We start from the raw sequence: 16,451 nt of genomic DNA, 5'->3' as shown, positions 1-16,451 counted from the left end.
TACAACTCACGCACATCTCGCGCGCACCGTCAGCCGATCGCCACGCGCAGCTCCGCCGGGCCGCGCAGGATCGTGTTCGGCCGGTACGGCGGGGGATCCGCGACCAGCCGCGGTGCCGCCAGCTGCGTCGCGATCGCGGTGAGTACGGCCTCGCCCTCCATGCGGGCGAGCGCGGCGCCGAGGCAGTAGTGGACACCGCCACCGAACGCGAGGTGCCGGTTGTCCGGGCGTTCCGGCCAGAACCGGTCCGGGTCTGCGAACCGCCGCGGATCGCGGTTGCCGGCGGCCAGCAGCAGGAGCACGTGATCGCCCTCGGGCACGGTCGTGTCGCCGATGCGCACCTCCGCCGTGGTGAGGCGGCTGGTCAGCTGCACCGGCGGGTCGTAGCGCAGCACCTCCTCGACGACGGCGGGCGCGAGGCCGGGGTCGGCGCGCAGCCGAGCGAGGGCAGCCGGGTCGCGCAGCAGCGCGAGCGTGCCGTTGGCGATCAGGTTCACCGTCGTCTCGTGCCCCGCGATGAGCAGCAGGCCCAGCGTGGTCGCCAGTTCGAGCATGGTCATGCGCTTGGCCGGGTCGCCGTCGGCGAGCAGGCCCGACACCAGGTCGTCGCCGGGTTCGGCGAGGCGCCGCACGATCATCGGGGTGAGGTAGGCGCGCCAGTCCTCGCGGGTCTTCGCGACGTCCGCCAGCTCCTCCTCGGTGAACGACTCCTGCGGGTCCAGCGCGCGGGTCAGGCGCGCGGCGAAGTCGTGGAACACCGGCTCCTCCGAGCGCGGTACCCCCAGCAGTTCGCAGATCACCGCGACCGGCAGCGGGTAGGCGAGCGCGGACACCACGTCGAGCTCGCCGGCGCCGTCGAGACCGTCGAGCAGCTCCGTGACCATGGCCTCGATCTTCGGGCGCAGGCCGAGGATCCTCGGCACGAACTGGTGCATCGTCCGGGCGCGCAGGGTGTCGTGGTGCGGTGGGTCCTGCCGGAGGAAGGGGCCGCGGAACGGTTCGCCGTCCGAGCCCAGCGGCGTGTCCGGGCCGAACACCGCGGGTTCCTGCACGGACAGCCGCGGGTCGCGCAGCAGCCGGCTGATGTCGGCGTGGCCGCTGACGGCCCAGACGTGCTCGTCGATCCTCTGCACGGGTTCGCGCGACAGTTCGGCGAACACCGGGTAGGGGTCGGGGCGCTGCGCGGGGTCGAGCAGGCGGCCGTAGGAAAGGGCTGCGGGATAGGGGTTCATGCCGGTCCTCCGGAAACGGTGGTGAGCGCGGGCGAGTCCGTGGCGCCGATGGCGGGCGGGAACGGGGCACGTTCGGTGATCAGGGCCGCGTAGCCGTCCAGCACCCGCGGCGAGTCGACCGCCATCGCGCCGACCGTGACGCCGCCGCGGCCGTATGCGGCGACGAACGAGCGGCGCTCGAAGGAGCCTTGGGTGAGCATGACGTCGTCGGCGAGGTGCGGCAGGCCGATCGCCTTGATGTTGAGACCGAACTGGTCGGACCAGAACGCGGGCAGCGTGGTGACCTCCCGGCGGGGGCCGCCGCACAGGTTGTGCGCGGCGACCTCGGCCTGGTCGAGCGCGTTGCCCCAGTGCTCGAAGCGTTGTGGCGGCGCCTCGAACCGCGGATGCCGCCACCGCGCGACATCGCCCGCGGCGTACACCTCGGGGATGACGTCGCCGTGGGTGTCGAGCACGCGGCACGCGGCGTCACAGTCCACTCCGGACGGACCCGCGGAGACCCCGCTGCCGGACAGCCAGGCGGTGTGCGGCACCGAACCGGTCGCCACGACGACCACGTCCGCGTCCAGGCGGGTGCCGTCGGAGAGCGTCGCGCGGCCGCCGTCGAGTCCGGTCAAGGTCGTGTGTGTCCGCAAGTCGACTCCGTGCGCCCGTTGCCGGGCCCCGAGGACCGCACCGACGGTGTCGCCGAGCGCGCTTCCCATCGGGGTGGCACCGCGGTGCACGACGGTGACCGGCAGCCCGAGATCCACGCAGCTGGACGCCACTTCCGAGCCGGTGAACCCCGCGCCCACGACGAGCACCCGGCGCGGCCCGCCGGCGAGGGCCCGGCGCAACCGGTCGGCGTCGTCACGCGTGCGGACCACGTGCGTGCCCGGCGGGCCGGGCCGGGCGCCGGCACCCGTGGCGATGACGAGGCCGTCGAAGCCGATCCGGTCGGCGCCGGCCCGGACCTCGCGGCTGGTCAGGTCGAGCCCGGTCACCGGGCGGCCGAGCCACCAGCCGGCGTCCAGGCCCCGGGCGACCGGGAGCTGGAGGTGGTCCGTGCCCAGCCGGCCGGCGAGCACGGCCTTCGACAGCGGCGGCCGGTCGTAGGGCTCGTGCGGTTCGGCGCCGATGATGAGCAGCTCCCCGGTGAACCCGTTGGCCCGCAACGATTCCGCCGCTCGCAGTCCGGTGAGCGAGGCGCCGGCCACGACGATCCGCTTCACCGGTCCTCCCCGAGGGTGACCGCGCCGACGGGGCACGCGAGCGCCGCGCGGCGCACCTCGGGGGCGGCCGTCTCGTCCGGCACGTGGTCGTACTCCAGTGACTCCTCGCCGCGGAACCGGAACACGCCGGGGGCGGCGAACACGCACTGGCCGTAGCTCTGGCAGCGGTTGAGGTCGACGAGCACCTTCACGACCGCACCGCCGGCGGCGCGGACTTGCGCCGGGAAGCCGTCACGAACAGGGTCCACGGCACGAGCCCGGCGTACACCGCGACCATCAGCACCTGCGACAGGTTGGCGGCCAGGTCCACCGGCAGCAGGTAGATCGCGGCGACCCGCACCAGCGAGTCCACCAGCAGCCCGACGCCCCAGACCAGGGAGACCCGGTACCAGTGCGCCCGCTCCCCGGGCGCGTTCGCCGTGGCCCGGAACTGGTCGATCCGCCCGGCGGACCGGGCCATCCGCTCGGCCGCGTAGTAGGCGAACGGCTTGCGGACCAGGCAGCTGCCCGCCATGACCAGCCCCGCGAGCAGTGACGTCGCGGCGTCCTTGGCCAGCAGCAGCCGCGCGTCGCCGCTGACGAACGCCAGCGCGAGGCCCACGCCGAACAACACGAGCAGGAACAACGCGAACGGCTCGATCCGCCGCTGGCGGGCCACGACCCACAGCACCCGTACGCCGGCGACGAGGGTGCCGGTCAGTAGCGCCTGGTAGCTGCTCGCGCCGGCCAGTTCGGCGACGAAGTACGCGGCCACCGGCAAACCCACGTCGAGGGCCAGCGTGCTGATCAGGGTGCGCGCGGCTGACGCTCCGGGGACGGTCTCGGTGGTTTTCTGCACTGTTTTCTCCTCGCTGGACAAGGTTTCCGGGTGGTGAACCCAAGCTACGAAGCGCGCGGCGCCGGGTCGTGCGCCCGAGGTGCCAATCCCGGGTGGAGACTTTCTCCACCCGGGAGCCCACGACAGCCGGACGCCGGGAATGGAAGACTCAGTGCCGTGCGCGCCGCTGACGAACCAGACCAGGCCACGCGCCCCGGCGCCTCCCGCGACCAGCTGTTGCGGCGGTTCCTGCTGCTGTTCGCGATCGGCGGGACCGCGGTGCAGTGGCCGTCGATGCTGTGGCCCGGCATCGCGCTGCCGGTGTTCGCCGTGGCCTGCGCGTCCGCGATCGCGGCGCTGTTCCCGTTGCGGCGGCTCCCCACCGGGTGGTTGGCCGCCCTCCTGTCGGTCGCGATGCTGGCGGGCGCGGCGCTGCTGCCGCTGACCGAGCAGACGACGAGCGGGCCGTTCTTCGCCTACCTCGCGGCCGGCGCGGCGGGCTACCGGCTGGCTTCGCGCAAGGCGGCGGTCGGGATCGCGGTGGGCGGCGCCGTGGTGGCGGCGGTGCTCGCCGCGGTGACCGGAGCGCTGGCCCCGGACGCCAGTCCGTGGCCGTGGTGGCTGGCGCTCACCGTCGCGCTGCCGGTGTACCTCGGCATCGCGCAACGGGAGCGCAGCGTGGCGCTCGCGCTGGCCGAGCGCGGCCGCATCGCGCGGGAGATCCACGACGTCCTCGGGCACTCGCTGTCCGGGATCGCGCTGCAGCTGGACATGGCCGACGCGCTGCGGGAAAGCGGCCGCGGCGAAGAGGCGGACGCCGCCGTGCGCAAGGCCCGCGCACTCGCCGTCGACAGCATGGCCGAGACGCGGCGCGCGGTGCACGCCCTGCGGGAAGGAGCGTTGCCGCTCGCGCAGTCCCTGCGTGCACTGACCGAGGACGTCACGATTTCGGGTTCGACCCGGGACATCGGCACCGAGGCGGCCCACACCGTGCTGCGGACCGCGCAGGAAGCCGTGACGAACGCGGCGAAGCACGCGCCGGGCGCGCCGGTGTCCGTGCGGCTGGAGTGCCGCGGGAACGGCCTGCGGCTGACTGTGCACAATGGACTCGCCACCGAGAAACGCGCCGACTTCGCCGACGGCACCAGCCTGGGGCTGGTGGGTATGCGCGAACGCGCCGCGCTGCTCGGGGGAACTCTCGAAGCCGGGCCGGACGGCGACGGCTGGACCGTGGAACTGGAGCTGCCCCGATGAACCCCGCACCGATCACCCTCGTCGTGGCCGACGACCAGGCCACCGTGCGCGAGGCGCTCGTGGTGATGCTCGATCTCGCCGCCGACGTGCACGTGGTGGCGGGCGCGGCCGACGGCGAGGCGGCGGTGCGGGCGGTCGAGGAGCACCGGCCGGACGTCGTGCTGATGGACCTCAACATGCCGGTGCTGGGCGGGGTCGGGGCCACCGAACGCATCCGCGCGGCCGCGCCGGGCACCGCCGTGCTCGTGCTCACCACGTTCGACGACGACGAGTCCATCCTGGCCGCGCTGCAGGCCGGCGCCACCGGTTACCTGACCAAGGACGCCGACCGCGCGACGATCCTCAACGCCGTGCGCACCGCGGCGCAGGGGCAGACCGTCCTGGCTCCGGAGGTCCAGCGCCGCCTGCTGACCCTGGCCACGCGCTCGCCCCGGCGCGCACGGGACGAGTTCGGCCTCACCGCGCGGGAACGCGAGATCCTCGGGCTGATCGGCGAGGGCCTGCGCAACGCGGAGATCGCGGCCGAACTGGTGATCTCCGAGGCGACGGTGAAGACGCACATCAACAACCTGTTCGCGAAAGCCGGGTTCCGCAACCGCGCCGACGCCGTCCGGTACGCGCTGAACTCCCGTTGAACCCGGGGTGTGTGCTGCTACGCCCGCCGTAGCTGGTGGGGCGGGAGGTTGAGGGCGTCGGGGATCTCGCGGATCTCCTCGTCGAACACCATGACCGGGCGGGTTTCGGTGCGATAGGGGCTCCAGCCGGGACTGCCGTCGCGCGCGAAGCGCACGAGTGCCTCGTGCAGGGCGGTGGCCAGGTGAGCCGGTGCGCCCGGTCCCAGCAGGTCGGCTGCTCCGGGAGCGTCGAGGTGGTCGAAGACGAACGGGAGGTCGGCGCAGTGCGCGGCACCGAACAGCGGCGTGGGCCAGGCGAACTGGTAGGCGTACGTGGGAATCCCCGCCTTCGCGGCCGCGTCGGCGAGGTCGCGGGCGGGCGTGCGGAAGGTGCGGTCGGTCAGAGCTTGCGCGAGAGCGTGACCGGGGTTGTCCGTTGCCAAGGCGCTCAGGTAGTCCGCGAGGTCCTGGCCGGTGAACCCGAGGTTGGCGAATCCCTGCCGGCACGCCTCGGCGGAGGGGGCGGGTTCCAGCTGACCGAGCATGAAGTTCCACTCCTCGACCGTGGTGCCGATCATGAGCGCGTCGATGGTTCCCGCGGTGAGAGCGTCGTGCGGCGAGGCGGAGACGACGGTTCCGTCCAGGGTGGGCTGCCAGCGCAGGGATTCACGCCGGACGCGCCGGGCACGGTCGCCGACGTCGGCCGGGGGTGTCCGGACCTCCGCGGGCAACCAGGTGGCCTCCAGCTCCAGGCGCTTCCGCACCGGTGCGCCGGTGAGCGCGGAGCGGGTGCGGGGCGTGCCGAGCAGCGCGGCGAAATCCTCGGACAGCAGCTGGGTCCGGGTGAGGGAGGAGAGCAACGGCGTGCCGGCGCTCATCGCGGCCAGGCGGCGGAACAGTCCTCGTGCGCCGGGGCAGCCGGAGAGGGCGAGGGTGGCGGTGGCTCCGGCGGACTGCCCGGCGACGGTGACGTTGGCCGGGTCCCCGCCGAAGGCTCCGATGTTGTCGCGGACCCACTGCAGCGCCATCGTGATGTCGAGCAGGGCACGGTTGGCGATCCCGTCGTCCAGGAGCATGAACCCTTCGGCGGCGAGGCGGTAGTTCGGCACCACGAGCACGATGCCGTCCCGGGCGAAGGACTCCCCGGTGTACCAGGGGCTGGCGTTGCCTCCGCTGAAGAATCCGCCGCCGTGCAGCCACACCAGGACCGGGTGGCGGCCGTCGGCGTCCGCGGGCGCGTACACGTTCAGGTTCAACGGGTTGGGGCCCTCGACGACGGGATCGGGGAACAGTTCCTGTGCGACGTGGGGATGTGCCGCCGTCGCGCCGGGCGCGGTGGCCTCGAACACGCCGTCCCAGGGTTCGAGAGGCCGGGGAGGGTCGAACGCGTGCTGGGGATAGGGCGCGGCGGCGTAGGGGATGCCGAGGAACTGCCTGCAGCCGTCGCGTTCCAGGCCCTGAACGCGACCCTGTCTGGTGTGGACGGACATGATTTACCGCTTTCCCTTGAGCAGCAACGAAAGCAGGGCGGTGACGATGCTCGCCGCGGCGATGATGTAGAACGCGACGCGGTAGCCGTCCACGACAGCCGCGGAACCCGCCGCGGGACTGTCGTGGGTCACGGTGGCGGCGACGGTGACCAGCGCGGCCAGGCCGAGGGCCGCGCCGAGCTGGCGGCACATGTTCAGCAGGCCTGAGGCGACCCCGGCGTTGCGTGGGGCGACCCCGGTGGTGGCGGCGACGATCGCCGGCATCATCGTCAGGCTCGTTCCCGCCCCGACGACCACGGTGGGGAGCAGGATGTGGCTGACGTACCCGGCGTCAGCGGGGAGCCGGCCCAGCCACACCAACCCCGCGGCGGCGACCAGGCAACCGGCGACCACCATCGGCCGGGGGCCGAGCGCGGGGATCAGCTTCTGGGAGACGAGGACACCGATGCTGATGACGGAGACCATCGGCAGCAGCGACACCCCGGTCCTCAGCGCGCTTTCGCCGAGCACCTGCTGCAGGTACAGCGAGAGGAAGAACAGCGGCGAGGTGATCACCACGCCCATGCACAGGGTCAGCAGGTTGCCGATGCGCACGTTGTGGACGGAAAAGATGTCCGGCGGGATGAGCGGCTCGCCGGTGCGGCGCTCGATCGCCACGAACGCGGCGAGCAGCACGATCCCGGCGGCCAGCAGCGCGAGGACCTGGCCGGACCCCCAGCCGTGGTCCGGAGCGATCGACACGCCGTAGACGAGTGCGGCGGCGGCCAGGGTGACCGTCACGGCACCCGGCACGTCCATCCGGGACCGTGTCACGGAGGACGCCGAGGGCCGCAGGCAGAACAGGCCGGCCACGAGCAGGCCGGCGCCGATGGGCACGTTGACGAGCATCACCCACCGCCAGCTCAGCGAGGCGGTCAGCAGGCCGCCGAGCACGATGCCGGCCGCACCGGCGCTGGAGGCGGCGACACCCCACCACGTCATCGCGCGGGTCCGTTGCGCGGGTTCGGTGTGGCTGGCGGTGATCAGGCTCAGGCTGGACGGGGCGAGCGCGGCGGCACCCGCACCCTGGACCACGCGCGCCGCCAGCAGCATCCACCCCTCGGTGGCCAGGCCCCCGAGGAGGCTGGCGGCCGTGAACACGACCAGGCCGAGGTGGAAGACCCGGCGGCGGCCGAACAGGTCGCCGGCGCGCGCGGCCAGCAGCAGCAGACCGCCGAAGGCGACCAGATAGCCGTTGACCACCCACTGCTGCGCGGTGGCCGACAGGCCGAGCCCGGTCTTCATCGACGGCAGTGCCACGTTCACGATGCTGGAGTCGAGCACCACCATGAACTGCGCGACGCACGCGATCGCGGCGACGGCCGCCAGGGGCACGCGGGGTCTGGCGACCTCCTGCGCGGCGGGAGGGCCGGACGGCGTGACCGTCGTTCCTCGGGAACCTTCGTGAGGCATGGGGACGCTCCTCTGCACTGACCAATGCCGGACAGCCTATCCGGCAAAGGTACGCCGATGCCGGATAGGCTGTCCACCGAGGGGGTCGGACGCGCCGGGCCCCAGAGTGAGCACACGGGGCGATGTGGATCGGAGAAGAGTGATGACAGCGGACAAGACGGCCTTCCCCACCCGGCGGGCCGCCGCCGAGCGCAACCGCGACAAGATCCTGGCCGCCGCCCGCGCGGCTTTCGCCGACGGCGACACCGGCATCTCCATGGCCGAGGTCGCCCGGCGCGCGGGCGTCGGGATGGCCACGCTCTACCGCAACTTCCCCGGCCGGCGGGAACTGCTCGAAGCCCTCTACGCCGACGAGGTCGACGCCATCTGCGAAGCTGCGGTGATCGAAGACGGTCAGTCGCCGGGAGCGGCGCTCATCACCTGGCTGCGCCTGCAGTTCGACTTCATCTCCCACAAGCGCCTGATCGTCTCCGAACTGCTGGAGCACACCGGCGGGGACGGCCCGGCCAGCCGCCGTGCGCAGGCACTCGACGCCGGGCGCCCGCTGCTGACCGCCGCGCAGCAGGCCGGTGAGGTCCGCGACGACGTCACGCTGGAGCAGGTCTTCGACCTGATCGTCGCCATCGCCAAGATCCACGGCACCCCGGACTACCTCGAACCGATCATCCAGGTCATGCTCGACGGGCTCGTGGCCGGGCGTTGAGCTCAGAAGATGGTGTTTCCTGGTGCTCGCACCGGATCGGACAGAACCTCAAGGAGGCGGGATGACGGAGTCGGCGGGTGCCGGCTACTCCTCGGACTGGGTGGGCGAGGCCGGACTCGCCCTCGACGAGGGTTACTGCATCACCCTGGTACGGGGAGTGGAGCCACGCGAAGCGCTGCACCGCCTGGGCGTCGATGGCGCGGCTCTCCGGACCGCGACGTGGCCCGAGTTCGCGGTCGAGCTCCGTGCACAGGCGCCCGCCCGCTTCGTCATCGGGGTCGCCGCCGCGTTCGGCCTGGGGGAGCACGTCGTTCTGGTCGAGGATCTCGGATACCGGGGGCGCCTGCCGGAGTGGGCCGGGCCGGTGTCGCGGGGCACGGAGGCCGTCAACGTCTACCTCAGCCCCACCAGTCTCAAGGAGGAGCTGACCGTCTACCGGGACGGCGGCAAAGCGGCGTTCATCGACGGTGACGAACCGGAGGTCGTCGAAGGTGGCGACGGCGAACTGGCCGGACGGCTGATCGAGCTGACCTACGACGCCCTCAAGCCCTGGACCGAGGACGACCCGGCGCCCGCGGACTTCGGCGACGGGCGCGTCGACCTGCTGCAGGTCGCCTGCGACTACCTCGGACTGGAACCGCGGGTGCCGGACATCAGCGGCCCGGTGCTGGGGGCGATCGTGGAATACCGGGCTTGAGTGAACCGTCCGAAGTGGATGGTGCGGCCGGCTCACTCCGGATAGTTCCCGGCCGCCAGGTCGTCGAGCAGGCTCGGGTGGGTGGGCTGCCACCCGAACTTCTCGCGGGTCAGTTCGCTGGACGCCGGCTGGTCGATCGCGTAGACGGCGCCGACGGGGCCGAACTGCTCGGCGGGCACGGACTCGACGGGCACGCCGAGTTGCTCGCCGATGACCGTGGCGAGGCTGCGCATGGGGTCGCCCTCGTTGGCGACCGCGTGCACGACCGTGCCCGGCCCGGCCTGTTCCAGGGCCAGCCGGAACAGCCGGACCGCGTCGAGGTGGTGCACGGCGGGCCAGCGCTGGGTGCCGTCGCCCACGTAGCCGGAGACCCCGGTGCGGCGGGCGGCCGCGATGAGCGAGGAGGCGAACCCGTACCGGTGGCCGCGGTAGTGCACCGAGCGAGGCAGGCGCACGACCACGGACCGGACGCCCTTGCCGGCGAGGTCGAGGGTGTACTGGGCGGTCCGGCCGCGCCTGCCCAGCGGGGTCGCGGCCAAGGGTCCGGTGTCGACGGACGGATCCTCTTCCGTGGCAAGGCGTCCGGGCACGATCGGGGTGCCGGAGGCGATGAGCAGCGCCTTGCCGGTCCCTTCCAGCGCGGCGCCGAACGTCTCGATCGCCCGGGCCTCGTCGGCGACCGACCGGGAGAGGTCAGGGCTGTGGTTGAAGGCGACGTGGACGACCGCGTCCGCCTCGGCGGCCCCGGTGCGCAGGGTTTCCGGGTCGGTCACGTCGCCGCGGAGCACGCCGGCACCCGAGTCGGTGATCTTCTTCGCCGAGGCGTCGGAGCGGGCCAGGCCCAGCACTTCGTGCCCGTTGGCGAGCAGTTCGGGCACGAGCAGGGAACCGATCCCGCCGCTGGCGCCGGTGACGAACACCTTCATGTCGAACCTCCGTGATAGCAGTGACTGCTATGACTCTAGCACCGCGATAGCAGTCACTGCTATCGCCTAGACTGGGGGCATGGGTCGATGGGAGCCGAATCCGCGCGGCAGACTGGCCAAGGCCGCGGTCGAGCTGTTCGCCGCCCAGGGTTTCGACCAGACCACGGGGGCACAGATCGCGGCCCGCGCCGGGATGCACGAGCGGTCGTTCTTCCGGCTGTTCCCCGACAAGCGTGAGGTGTTCTTCCACGCCGTGGAGACGGCGCAGCGGGAGGCGGTGGTGGCCATCGCCGAGGCGCCAGAGGGCACGTCCCCCATCGACGCGGTCGCCGCCGCGCTGGAACAGCGCTGCGCGATCATCCAGCAGCACCCGGACGCGGCCCTGACGCGGCACGACCTCCTGGCGGCCCACGTCGAACTGCGCGAGCGGGACCTGAGCAAGCACGCCGAACTCGCCGCCGGAATGGCCGAGGCCCTACGCGAACGCGGCACCCCGCAGCCGGCGGCGACGCTGGCCGCGGACACCGCCATGGCCGTGTTCCGCAATGCGTTCGACCGCTGGATCGCCGACCCCCGGCACCAGGACCTACCGACCCTGTTCCGCGACGGCCTCAGCGAACTGGCGTCGATCCTGAGCGGCCTCGGCGCGGGCGGCACGCAGCACGGGTCCGGCCGTTGACCTCGACGGTGGCGCCGGGCACGCAGGTCACCACGTGCCGCCCGTCTCAGCCTTCGAGCAGCATCCTGATGTCGTCGGTGAATCCGGTCGTGTCGGTGAGGTCGAAGGCCACGCGCTGGAGCAGGAACCCGTGCAGCAGGCCCATCACCACGCGTGCGCCACGCTCGGGCTCCACAGTGGACAGCACCGCGCCTGCTTCTTGCCCCCGGCGCAACGCATCGGCGATGCCACGGCGTACGGACTCGAAGCCTTCGACGGCGCGAGCGCGCACGGCCTCGTTGCGCAGCAGCTCCGACCACGTCTGCACCGCGCAGCGCAGCAGTTCCTCGACCGGCACCGCGCGCCCCGCGGCGTCGGTGACCGTCTCGGCGCTCAGTGCGTCGAGCGCGGCCGCCACCAGGTCCCCGACGGAGGCCACCTCCGTGGTGGCGGCCAGCCGTTCGACCGGTCCGAAGACCAGCCGGAACGCGTCTCCGGCGATGGCGAGGATGATCTCCTCCTTGCTCGCGAAGTAGCGGTACGGCGCGCCCGCCGAGACGCCGGCCTCGGTGGCGATGTCGGGCATCGAGGTCTGGTGGAAACCGTCGCGGGAGAAGCAGCGGCGCGCCGCCGCCACGATTTCCGCGCGCCTCGCCTCGCGGTGCTCGGGTGTTATCCGCGGCATGGCCGCCCCCTTCCGTAAATGGTCATTCACCTTGACAGATGGTCCCTCGCGGGTTGACCCTAATAGTGAAAGGTCATTCACGAAAGGAAGCCGGATGAGCGCGGCACTGAGGATCGCCACCTCCGTCTACGAGCACACCGAGGCCCTGTTCGACGGCCGCGTGCGGATCGACGGGGCGGAGGCCACCTTCGAGTCGGCACCGCTGGTGTCGGACATCTTCCGGCGGATGGCCGAGGGGCACTACGACGTCGCCGAGTACGGCCTGACGTACTTCCTGCGGACCTTCGACCTGGCGGATTCGCCGTTCCTCGCGCTGCCGGTCTTCCCGAACCGCAACTTCCGCCACTCCGCGGTCTTCGTGAACACCGCGGCGGGGATCGAGCGGCCGGAGGACCTGGCGGGCCGGACGATCGGCGAGTTCGCCCTGTTCGGGCACGACCCGGGGGTGTGGATCAAGGGCATCTTCTCCGACGAGCACGGCCTGGATCCCGGGCAGGCCCGCTGGGTCATCGGCGGCACGGACCACCCGATTCCGGCATTCGACTGGGTTCCGCAGCCGGTGCCGGACGGCGTGGACGTGCGGCACGCGGGGGAGGGGGAAACCCTGGGCGCGATGCTGGAGTCGGGCGAAATCGACGCGCTGATCTCGGTCGACGTCCCGCGGGCGCTGCTGAACGGCTCGCCGAAGATCGCCCGGCTCTTCCCCGGCTACGAGACCGTGGAGCGCGACTACTACCGGCGCACGGGGATCTTCCCGCCGATGCACGTCGTCGCGGTCCCGCGGGAACTGGCGACGCGGACCGGCCTGATGAAGTCGATTTATCGCGCCTTCTGCGACGCCAAGGAGATCACCCAGCGGAAGTACCGCCAGGGGGCGCTGAAACAGCACATGGCCGTCGTCACCCCGTGGTTCAGCAAGCACTTCGAGGAGAACAGGGCGTTGCTCGGCGAGGACTGGTGGCCCTACGGCGTGGCGGCGAACCGCAAGGCTGTCGACACCTTCCTGCGGTACCACCACGAACAGGGCCTCTCGAAGCGCCTGCTGACCAGCGAGGACATCTTCGTCCCGGCACTGCTCGACACCTAGCGTACATTTGTTCCTATGGGTGCGGCGGGCTCTCCCGGGGCGGCGCGACGGGTGCGCAGGCACGATCCCGAGCGCCGGGAACGTATCCTCGACAGCGCTCTCGACGTGCTCGTCACGGACGGGGCCGCCGGTATCACGCACCGGAAGGTGGCCGCGCGGGCCGACGTGCCGCTGGGGTCGGTCACCTACCACTTTTCGAGCCTGGCCGAGCTGCAGGCGCAGGCGTTCGCCCGGTACGTGGCACAACGGACCGTGGAGTTCGAGGACCTGTTCAGCGGGGTGGGCACGCGCGAGGAGCTGGTCGACGTCCTGGTGGAACTCGTCCGGCAAGGACCGTCGCGGCACCGCAGTGCGGTCCTCGGCTTCGAGCTGCACCTGGCGGCGCTGCGCAACCCCGGGCTGCGTGCGCTCACCCAGGAGTGGACCCGGCACAGCCGGGCCGTGCTCGCCCGTTTCACCGGGCCGGAGGTCGCCGCCCGCCTGGACGCCTTGCTCGAAGGGCTGATCCTGCACGCCCTTCTCGCGGCGGAGCCGGAGCCACCGCAGGCGACGCGGGCGGCGATCACGCAGGCCCTCGGCACGGTCGCCGGACCCGAGCAGTGAACAGCAAGGAGAACATCGTGCCGAACACCCCGCCCGTGCTCGCTGTCAGCGACGCCGAACTGGCCGACCTTCGCGCCCGGCTGCGCAGTACGCGATGGGCTGAGCGCTGGCCGGTCGGCGGCTGGGAGGCCGGGACCGACCCTGCCGAGCTCCGCCGCCTTGTCGCGTACTGGGCCGGTGACTACGACTGGCGCGCCCACGAAGCCGCGCTCAACGCCCTTCCCTCGTTCTTCGCCGACCTCGACGGAACACCGGTGCACTACCTCCGCTTCGACGGCGAACGCCCGGACGCGCTCCCGATCGTCCTCACGCACGGCTGGCCCAGCTCCGTCCTCGAACTCACCGCGCTGGCCGACCGGCTGGCGTCCCCGTCCCGGTACGGCGGAGCCGCCGAGGACGCCTTCACCGTGATCGTGCCTTCGCTGCCCGGCTTCGGGTTCTCACCCCAGCGGCCCGCCCTCACCGAGCAGACCCATGAGCTGTGGCACCGCCTGATGCGCGACGAACTCGGCTTCGACCGGTACGCGGCGCACGGCGGAGACCTGGGTGCCGGTGTCACCTCCCGGCTCGCCGAGGCGCATCCCGAGGCCGTCGTCGGCATCCACCTGCTGGCCGTGGCCGCCCCGGCCGGCTACGACCCGGCCGCCCTCACGCGGGAGGAACGGGACCACCTCGATTCCGTGGCGGCGTGGCAGGCCGACGAGGGTGGCTACCAGCACCAGCAGAGCACCCGCCCGCTCACGCTGAGCCAGGGCCTGGCCGACTCACCGGCCGGCCTGCTCGCCTGGCTCGTCGAGAAGTACCGCGCGTGGAGCGACTGCGGCGGCGACCTGTCCACCCGCTTCAGCGACGACTTCGTGCTCACCCAGGCGTCTCTCTACTGGTTCACCGGCACGATCTCAACTTCCTTCCGGCCCTACTACGAGTACGCCCACGGCCTGACCCACCGCGTGGAGCGGGTGACCGTGCCCACGGCGGTCGCCCTGTTCCCGGCCGACCTGAGCCGCCCGCCCCGGAGCTGGGCCGAGCGGACGTACAACGTCGCGCGCTACACGCATATGCCCCGCGGCGGCCACTTCGCCGCCCACGAGGAACCCGGCCTGCTCGCACACGACATCACCGAGTTCTTCCGCGCGTTCCGTTGACCACCATCCTCTTCGGGCTGCTGACCGTCCTTTGTGGCGGCGATCGGGTGATGCCGTGTAACGAGGCCGGCCGGTGTCGCGATCCTTCGCCGGAGAGGCGACCCCGCGACGAGGAGGACCACGATGCCCGCGAGCCCGCTCGACGAGTTGCGCGACTCCGGGCCGGCGTTCGCCGGTCTCACCGAACTCCGCGTGGCCGCGGAACCGGGGCACTACTCGGCCGGCCTGCAGGTGTGGGTGCACGAGAGCCGGCCGGTGGCGCTCTCCGCGCTCAGCCACCTGAAATCGGACACCATCGAGGGAAACGAAGACTGAGATGCCGCCCGGGGCGGTGTTCCTGATCAGCCGGACGACGGACCGCGCCGACGACCTCGTCGCCCTCGAACTGCACCGCCGGGCGGTGCCGTTCCGGCGGTTCAACGTCGACCTGTTCCCGCGGCAGGCCTCGGTCGTCTTCGATCCCGTGGCCGGGACACTGGCGCTCGACGGCGAGGACGCCTCCGCGCTCCTGCGCGGGGAAGCGCGGGTCTGGTGCCGCGGGCTCCGCTTTCCGCGGCAGGCCGGGAACGACGCGGACCGGTACGTCCTCGACGAGTCCGCCGACCTCCTGACCGGTGTCCTCGCCTGCGCACCACCGGTGAAGTGGATGAACCATCCGGACGCGGTCACCGCGGCGTCGGGCAAGGCCCGGCAGCTGCGGCTGGCGGCCCGGCTCGGTTTCGCGGTGCCCGCCACGGTCCTGACCAACGACCTGCGGGCCGTCCGCGACCACTGCCGGGCGCATCCCGACTCGGTCGCCAAACCGGTCACCGGTCGCCGCTTCACCGTCGGCGAACACGCGGTGTCGGTGTACACCGCCGCGTTGACCGCCCCCGATGCCGGCGCCCCGGCCATGACGACGCCGTTCTGCGCGCAGGAACGCCTGACCGGCGAAGACGTCCGGGTCACGGTGATCGGCCGCCGGTGCCACGCGGTGGCGATCACCACCCGGTCGGACGCGGTGGACTGGCGCCTGGCCCGGGACGACGACGTCGGGTACCGGAAGGCCGAGCTGCCGCCGGACGTCCGAAACCGCGTGCTCGACCTGGTCGCCGCCTTCGGCCTGCGGTACGCGGCGGTCGACCTTTTCCGCGCCGGGGACCGCTACCACTTCCTGGAGCTCAACCCGGGCGGGCAGTGGGCCTGGCTGGAACACGCGTGCGGCCTGCCCCTCACGCGCCTGATCGCCGACGAGCTGCTCAGCGAGGAGTCGCACCATGATCCGGTTCGAGCCGAGCCGGCTGCTCCGGCACGTGGTGCCCGTGCCGCGCCGGGACCGCACGATCAACCCGCCGCACCTGTTCGAGCGGTATGAGACGCGGATCGCCGAACTGCGCGACGATCCCCGCATCCCGGACGGCGAACTGCTGGAGCAAGCCCGGAAGATGTGGGCGGACCAGGAGGCCCGGCTGTCCTCCATCGACAGCCGCGCGGGCCAACTCATGGCGGCCGCCGGCATCGCCGCGTCGCTGACGACCACGGCCGTCGGGCAGAAGGGCCTGTTCGGGTCCGGCGGGAGCTCCCTGCTGGTCGTCGCCTACCTGCTGGCCCTGGCCTACTTCGCGTACTGCATCCTGGTCGCGCTTCGCGTGCACGGACGGCGGCGGCGCTACAAGATCGGGCCGGACGACCTCGTGCCGTCCCGCGCCCCGTCCTACGCCCGGCATCTGGCGCTCGAACTGCTGGCTTCGCTGATCAAGAACTACCAGAGCGACAACCGCCAGGTCGAGGCGCTGCACATGGCGCAGTGGGCGTTCCGCAACGCGGTCATCCTCCTCGTGCTCGGCGGGATCGCGGCCGTCTGGTCCTGATACGACAGTCCATTGAGGACAACGGCG

19 protein-coding genes are annotated in these 16,451 nt (G+C 72.2%); 11 read left to right on the top strand and 8 right to left on the bottom strand.

Annotated features, from left to right (window positions below):
• Positions 1–29: 29 nt before the first annotated feature.
• Genes FHX82_RS27865 through FHX82_RS27850 form a run of 4 tightly spaced genes read right to left on the bottom strand, consistent with a single transcriptional unit; the run spans position 30 to position 3,281 of the window.
• A complete protein-coding gene (locus tag FHX82_RS27865) occupies positions 30–1,232 on the bottom strand; it encodes a cytochrome P450 (protein ID WP_145933316.1) in 1,203 nt (400 codons plus the stop codon).
• Positions 1,229–2,443: an NAD(P)/FAD-dependent oxidoreductase gene (locus tag FHX82_RS27860; protein WP_183176874.1), complete on the bottom strand. Its 1,215-nt coding sequence runs from the start codon at positions 2,441–2,443 to the stop codon at positions 1,229–1,231. The genes FHX82_RS27865 and FHX82_RS27860 overlap by 4 nt, the downstream gene beginning before the upstream one ends.
• Positions 2,440–2,634, bottom strand: a complete 195-nt coding sequence (locus FHX82_RS27855) for a ferredoxin (protein ID WP_145933318.1) — start codon at positions 2,632–2,634, stop codon at positions 2,440–2,442. Before FHX82_RS27855 ends, FHX82_RS27860 begins: the two co-directional genes overlap by 4 nt.
• Positions 2,631–3,281 (bottom strand): VC0807 family protein, encoded by a 651-nt coding sequence (locus FHX82_RS27850; protein ID WP_145933319.1) that lies wholly within the window; start codon positions 3,279–3,281, stop codon positions 2,631–2,633. Before FHX82_RS27850 ends, FHX82_RS27855 begins: the two co-directional genes overlap by 4 nt.
• Before the next feature lie 156 nt (positions 3,282–3,437).
• Between FHX82_RS27850 and FHX82_RS27845 the strand changes: the two genes are divergently transcribed.
• Positions 3,438–4,514, top strand: coding sequence for a sensor histidine kinase (locus FHX82_RS27845; protein ID WP_229881129.1), 1,077 nt, complete (start codon positions 3,438–3,440; stop codon positions 4,512–4,514).
• Entirely contained in the window at positions 4,511–5,149 is a 639-nt protein-coding gene (locus tag FHX82_RS27840) for a response regulator (protein WP_145933320.1), read from the top strand. The genes FHX82_RS27845 and FHX82_RS27840 overlap by 4 nt, the downstream gene beginning before the upstream one ends.
• Before the next feature lie 17 nt (positions 5,150–5,166).
• Here the strand turns inward: FHX82_RS27840 and FHX82_RS27835 are convergent, their stop codons facing one another.
• Both FHX82_RS27835 and FHX82_RS27830 read right to left on the bottom strand, forming a co-directional pair.
• Positions 5,167–6,618: a carboxylesterase/lipase family protein gene (locus FHX82_RS27835; protein WP_145933321.1), complete on the bottom strand. Its 1,452-nt coding sequence runs from the start codon at positions 6,616–6,618 to the stop codon at positions 5,167–5,169.
• Between the two features lie 3 nt (positions 6,619–6,621).
• Positions 6,622–8,070 (bottom strand): MFS transporter, encoded by a 1,449-nt coding sequence (locus FHX82_RS27830; protein WP_145933322.1) that lies wholly within the window; start codon positions 8,068–8,070, stop codon positions 6,622–6,624.
• Between the two features lie 142 nt (positions 8,071–8,212).
• Between FHX82_RS27830 and FHX82_RS27825 the strand changes: the two genes are divergently transcribed.
• Together FHX82_RS27825 and FHX82_RS27820 are read left to right on the top strand one after the other, a co-directional pair.
• A complete protein-coding gene (locus FHX82_RS27825; protein ID WP_145933323.1) occupies positions 8,213–8,773 on the top strand; it encodes a TetR/AcrR family transcriptional regulator in 561 nt (186 codons plus the stop codon).
• A 61-nt stretch (positions 8,774–8,834) separates the two neighbouring features.
• Positions 8,835–9,470, top strand: a complete 636-nt coding sequence (locus FHX82_RS27820) for a DUF6461 domain-containing protein (protein WP_145933324.1) — start codon at positions 8,835–8,837, stop codon at positions 9,468–9,470.
• 32 nt (positions 9,471–9,502) lie between these two features.
• On the opposite strand, the gene FHX82_RS27815 is transcribed toward FHX82_RS27820, so the two are convergent.
• The gene (locus FHX82_RS27815) at positions 9,503–10,396 is read right to left on the bottom strand and encodes an SDR family oxidoreductase (RefSeq protein WP_145933325.1); all 894 of its coding nucleotides are present in this window, start codon (positions 10,394–10,396) and stop codon (positions 9,503–9,505) included.
• 79 nt (positions 10,397–10,475) lie between these two features.
• Between FHX82_RS27815 and FHX82_RS27810 the strand changes: the two genes are divergently transcribed.
• Positions 10,476–11,075, top strand: coding sequence for a TetR/AcrR family transcriptional regulator (locus tag FHX82_RS27810; protein WP_145933326.1), 600 nt, complete (start codon positions 10,476–10,478; stop codon positions 11,073–11,075).
• A gap of 46 nt (positions 11,076–11,121) precedes the next feature.
• Here FHX82_RS27810 and FHX82_RS27805 read toward each other — a convergent pair whose 3' ends face one another.
• On the bottom strand, positions 11,122–11,739 hold the full coding sequence (locus FHX82_RS27805; RefSeq protein ID WP_145933327.1) for a TetR/AcrR family transcriptional regulator: 618 nt from the start codon (positions 11,737–11,739) through the stop codon (positions 11,122–11,124).
• Between the two features lie 94 nt (positions 11,740–11,833).
• Here FHX82_RS27805 and FHX82_RS27800 point away from each other — a divergent pair, with 94 nt between their 5' ends.
• From FHX82_RS27800 to FHX82_RS27775, 6 genes are all read left to right on the top strand, one after another.
• Positions 11,834–12,826, top strand: coding sequence for a substrate-binding domain-containing protein (locus FHX82_RS27800; protein WP_145933328.1), 993 nt, complete (start codon positions 11,834–11,836; stop codon positions 12,824–12,826).
• Between the two features lie 15 nt (positions 12,827–12,841).
• Positions 12,842–13,429, top strand: a complete 588-nt coding sequence (locus FHX82_RS27795; protein WP_145933329.1) for a TetR/AcrR family transcriptional regulator — start codon at positions 12,842–12,844, stop codon at positions 13,427–13,429.
• 17 nt (positions 13,430–13,446) lie between these two features.
• Positions 13,447–14,574, top strand: a complete 1,128-nt coding sequence (locus FHX82_RS27790) for an epoxide hydrolase family protein (RefSeq protein WP_229881132.1) — start codon at positions 13,447–13,449, stop codon at positions 14,572–14,574.
• A 123-nt stretch (positions 14,575–14,697) separates the two neighbouring features.
• Positions 14,698–14,889 (top strand): hypothetical protein, encoded by a 192-nt coding sequence (locus FHX82_RS27785; RefSeq protein WP_145933330.1) that lies wholly within the window; start codon positions 14,698–14,700, stop codon positions 14,887–14,889.
• Position 14,890: 1 nt separating this feature from the next.
• Positions 14,891–15,928, top strand: a complete 1,038-nt coding sequence (locus tag FHX82_RS27780) for an MvdC/MvdD family ATP grasp protein (protein WP_145933331.1) — start codon at positions 14,891–14,893, stop codon at positions 15,926–15,928.
• Complete coding sequence (locus tag FHX82_RS27775; protein WP_145933332.1) at positions 15,831–16,424, top strand: hypothetical protein; 594 nt, start codon at positions 15,831–15,833, stop codon at positions 16,422–16,424. The genes FHX82_RS27780 and FHX82_RS27775 overlap by 98 nt, the downstream gene beginning before the upstream one ends.
• The last annotated feature ends 27 nt before the right edge of the window (positions 16,425–16,451 follow it).

Origin of the sequence: Amycolatopsis bartoniae, assembly GCF_014191255.1 — a bacterium.
Classification (GTDB): domain Bacteria; phylum Actinomycetota; class Actinomycetes; order Mycobacteriales; family Pseudonocardiaceae; genus Amycolatopsis_E; species Amycolatopsis_E bartoniae.
The sequence above is the reverse complement of the archived record's forward strand: the minus strand, read 5'-3'. Positions and strand labels throughout refer to the sequence as shown.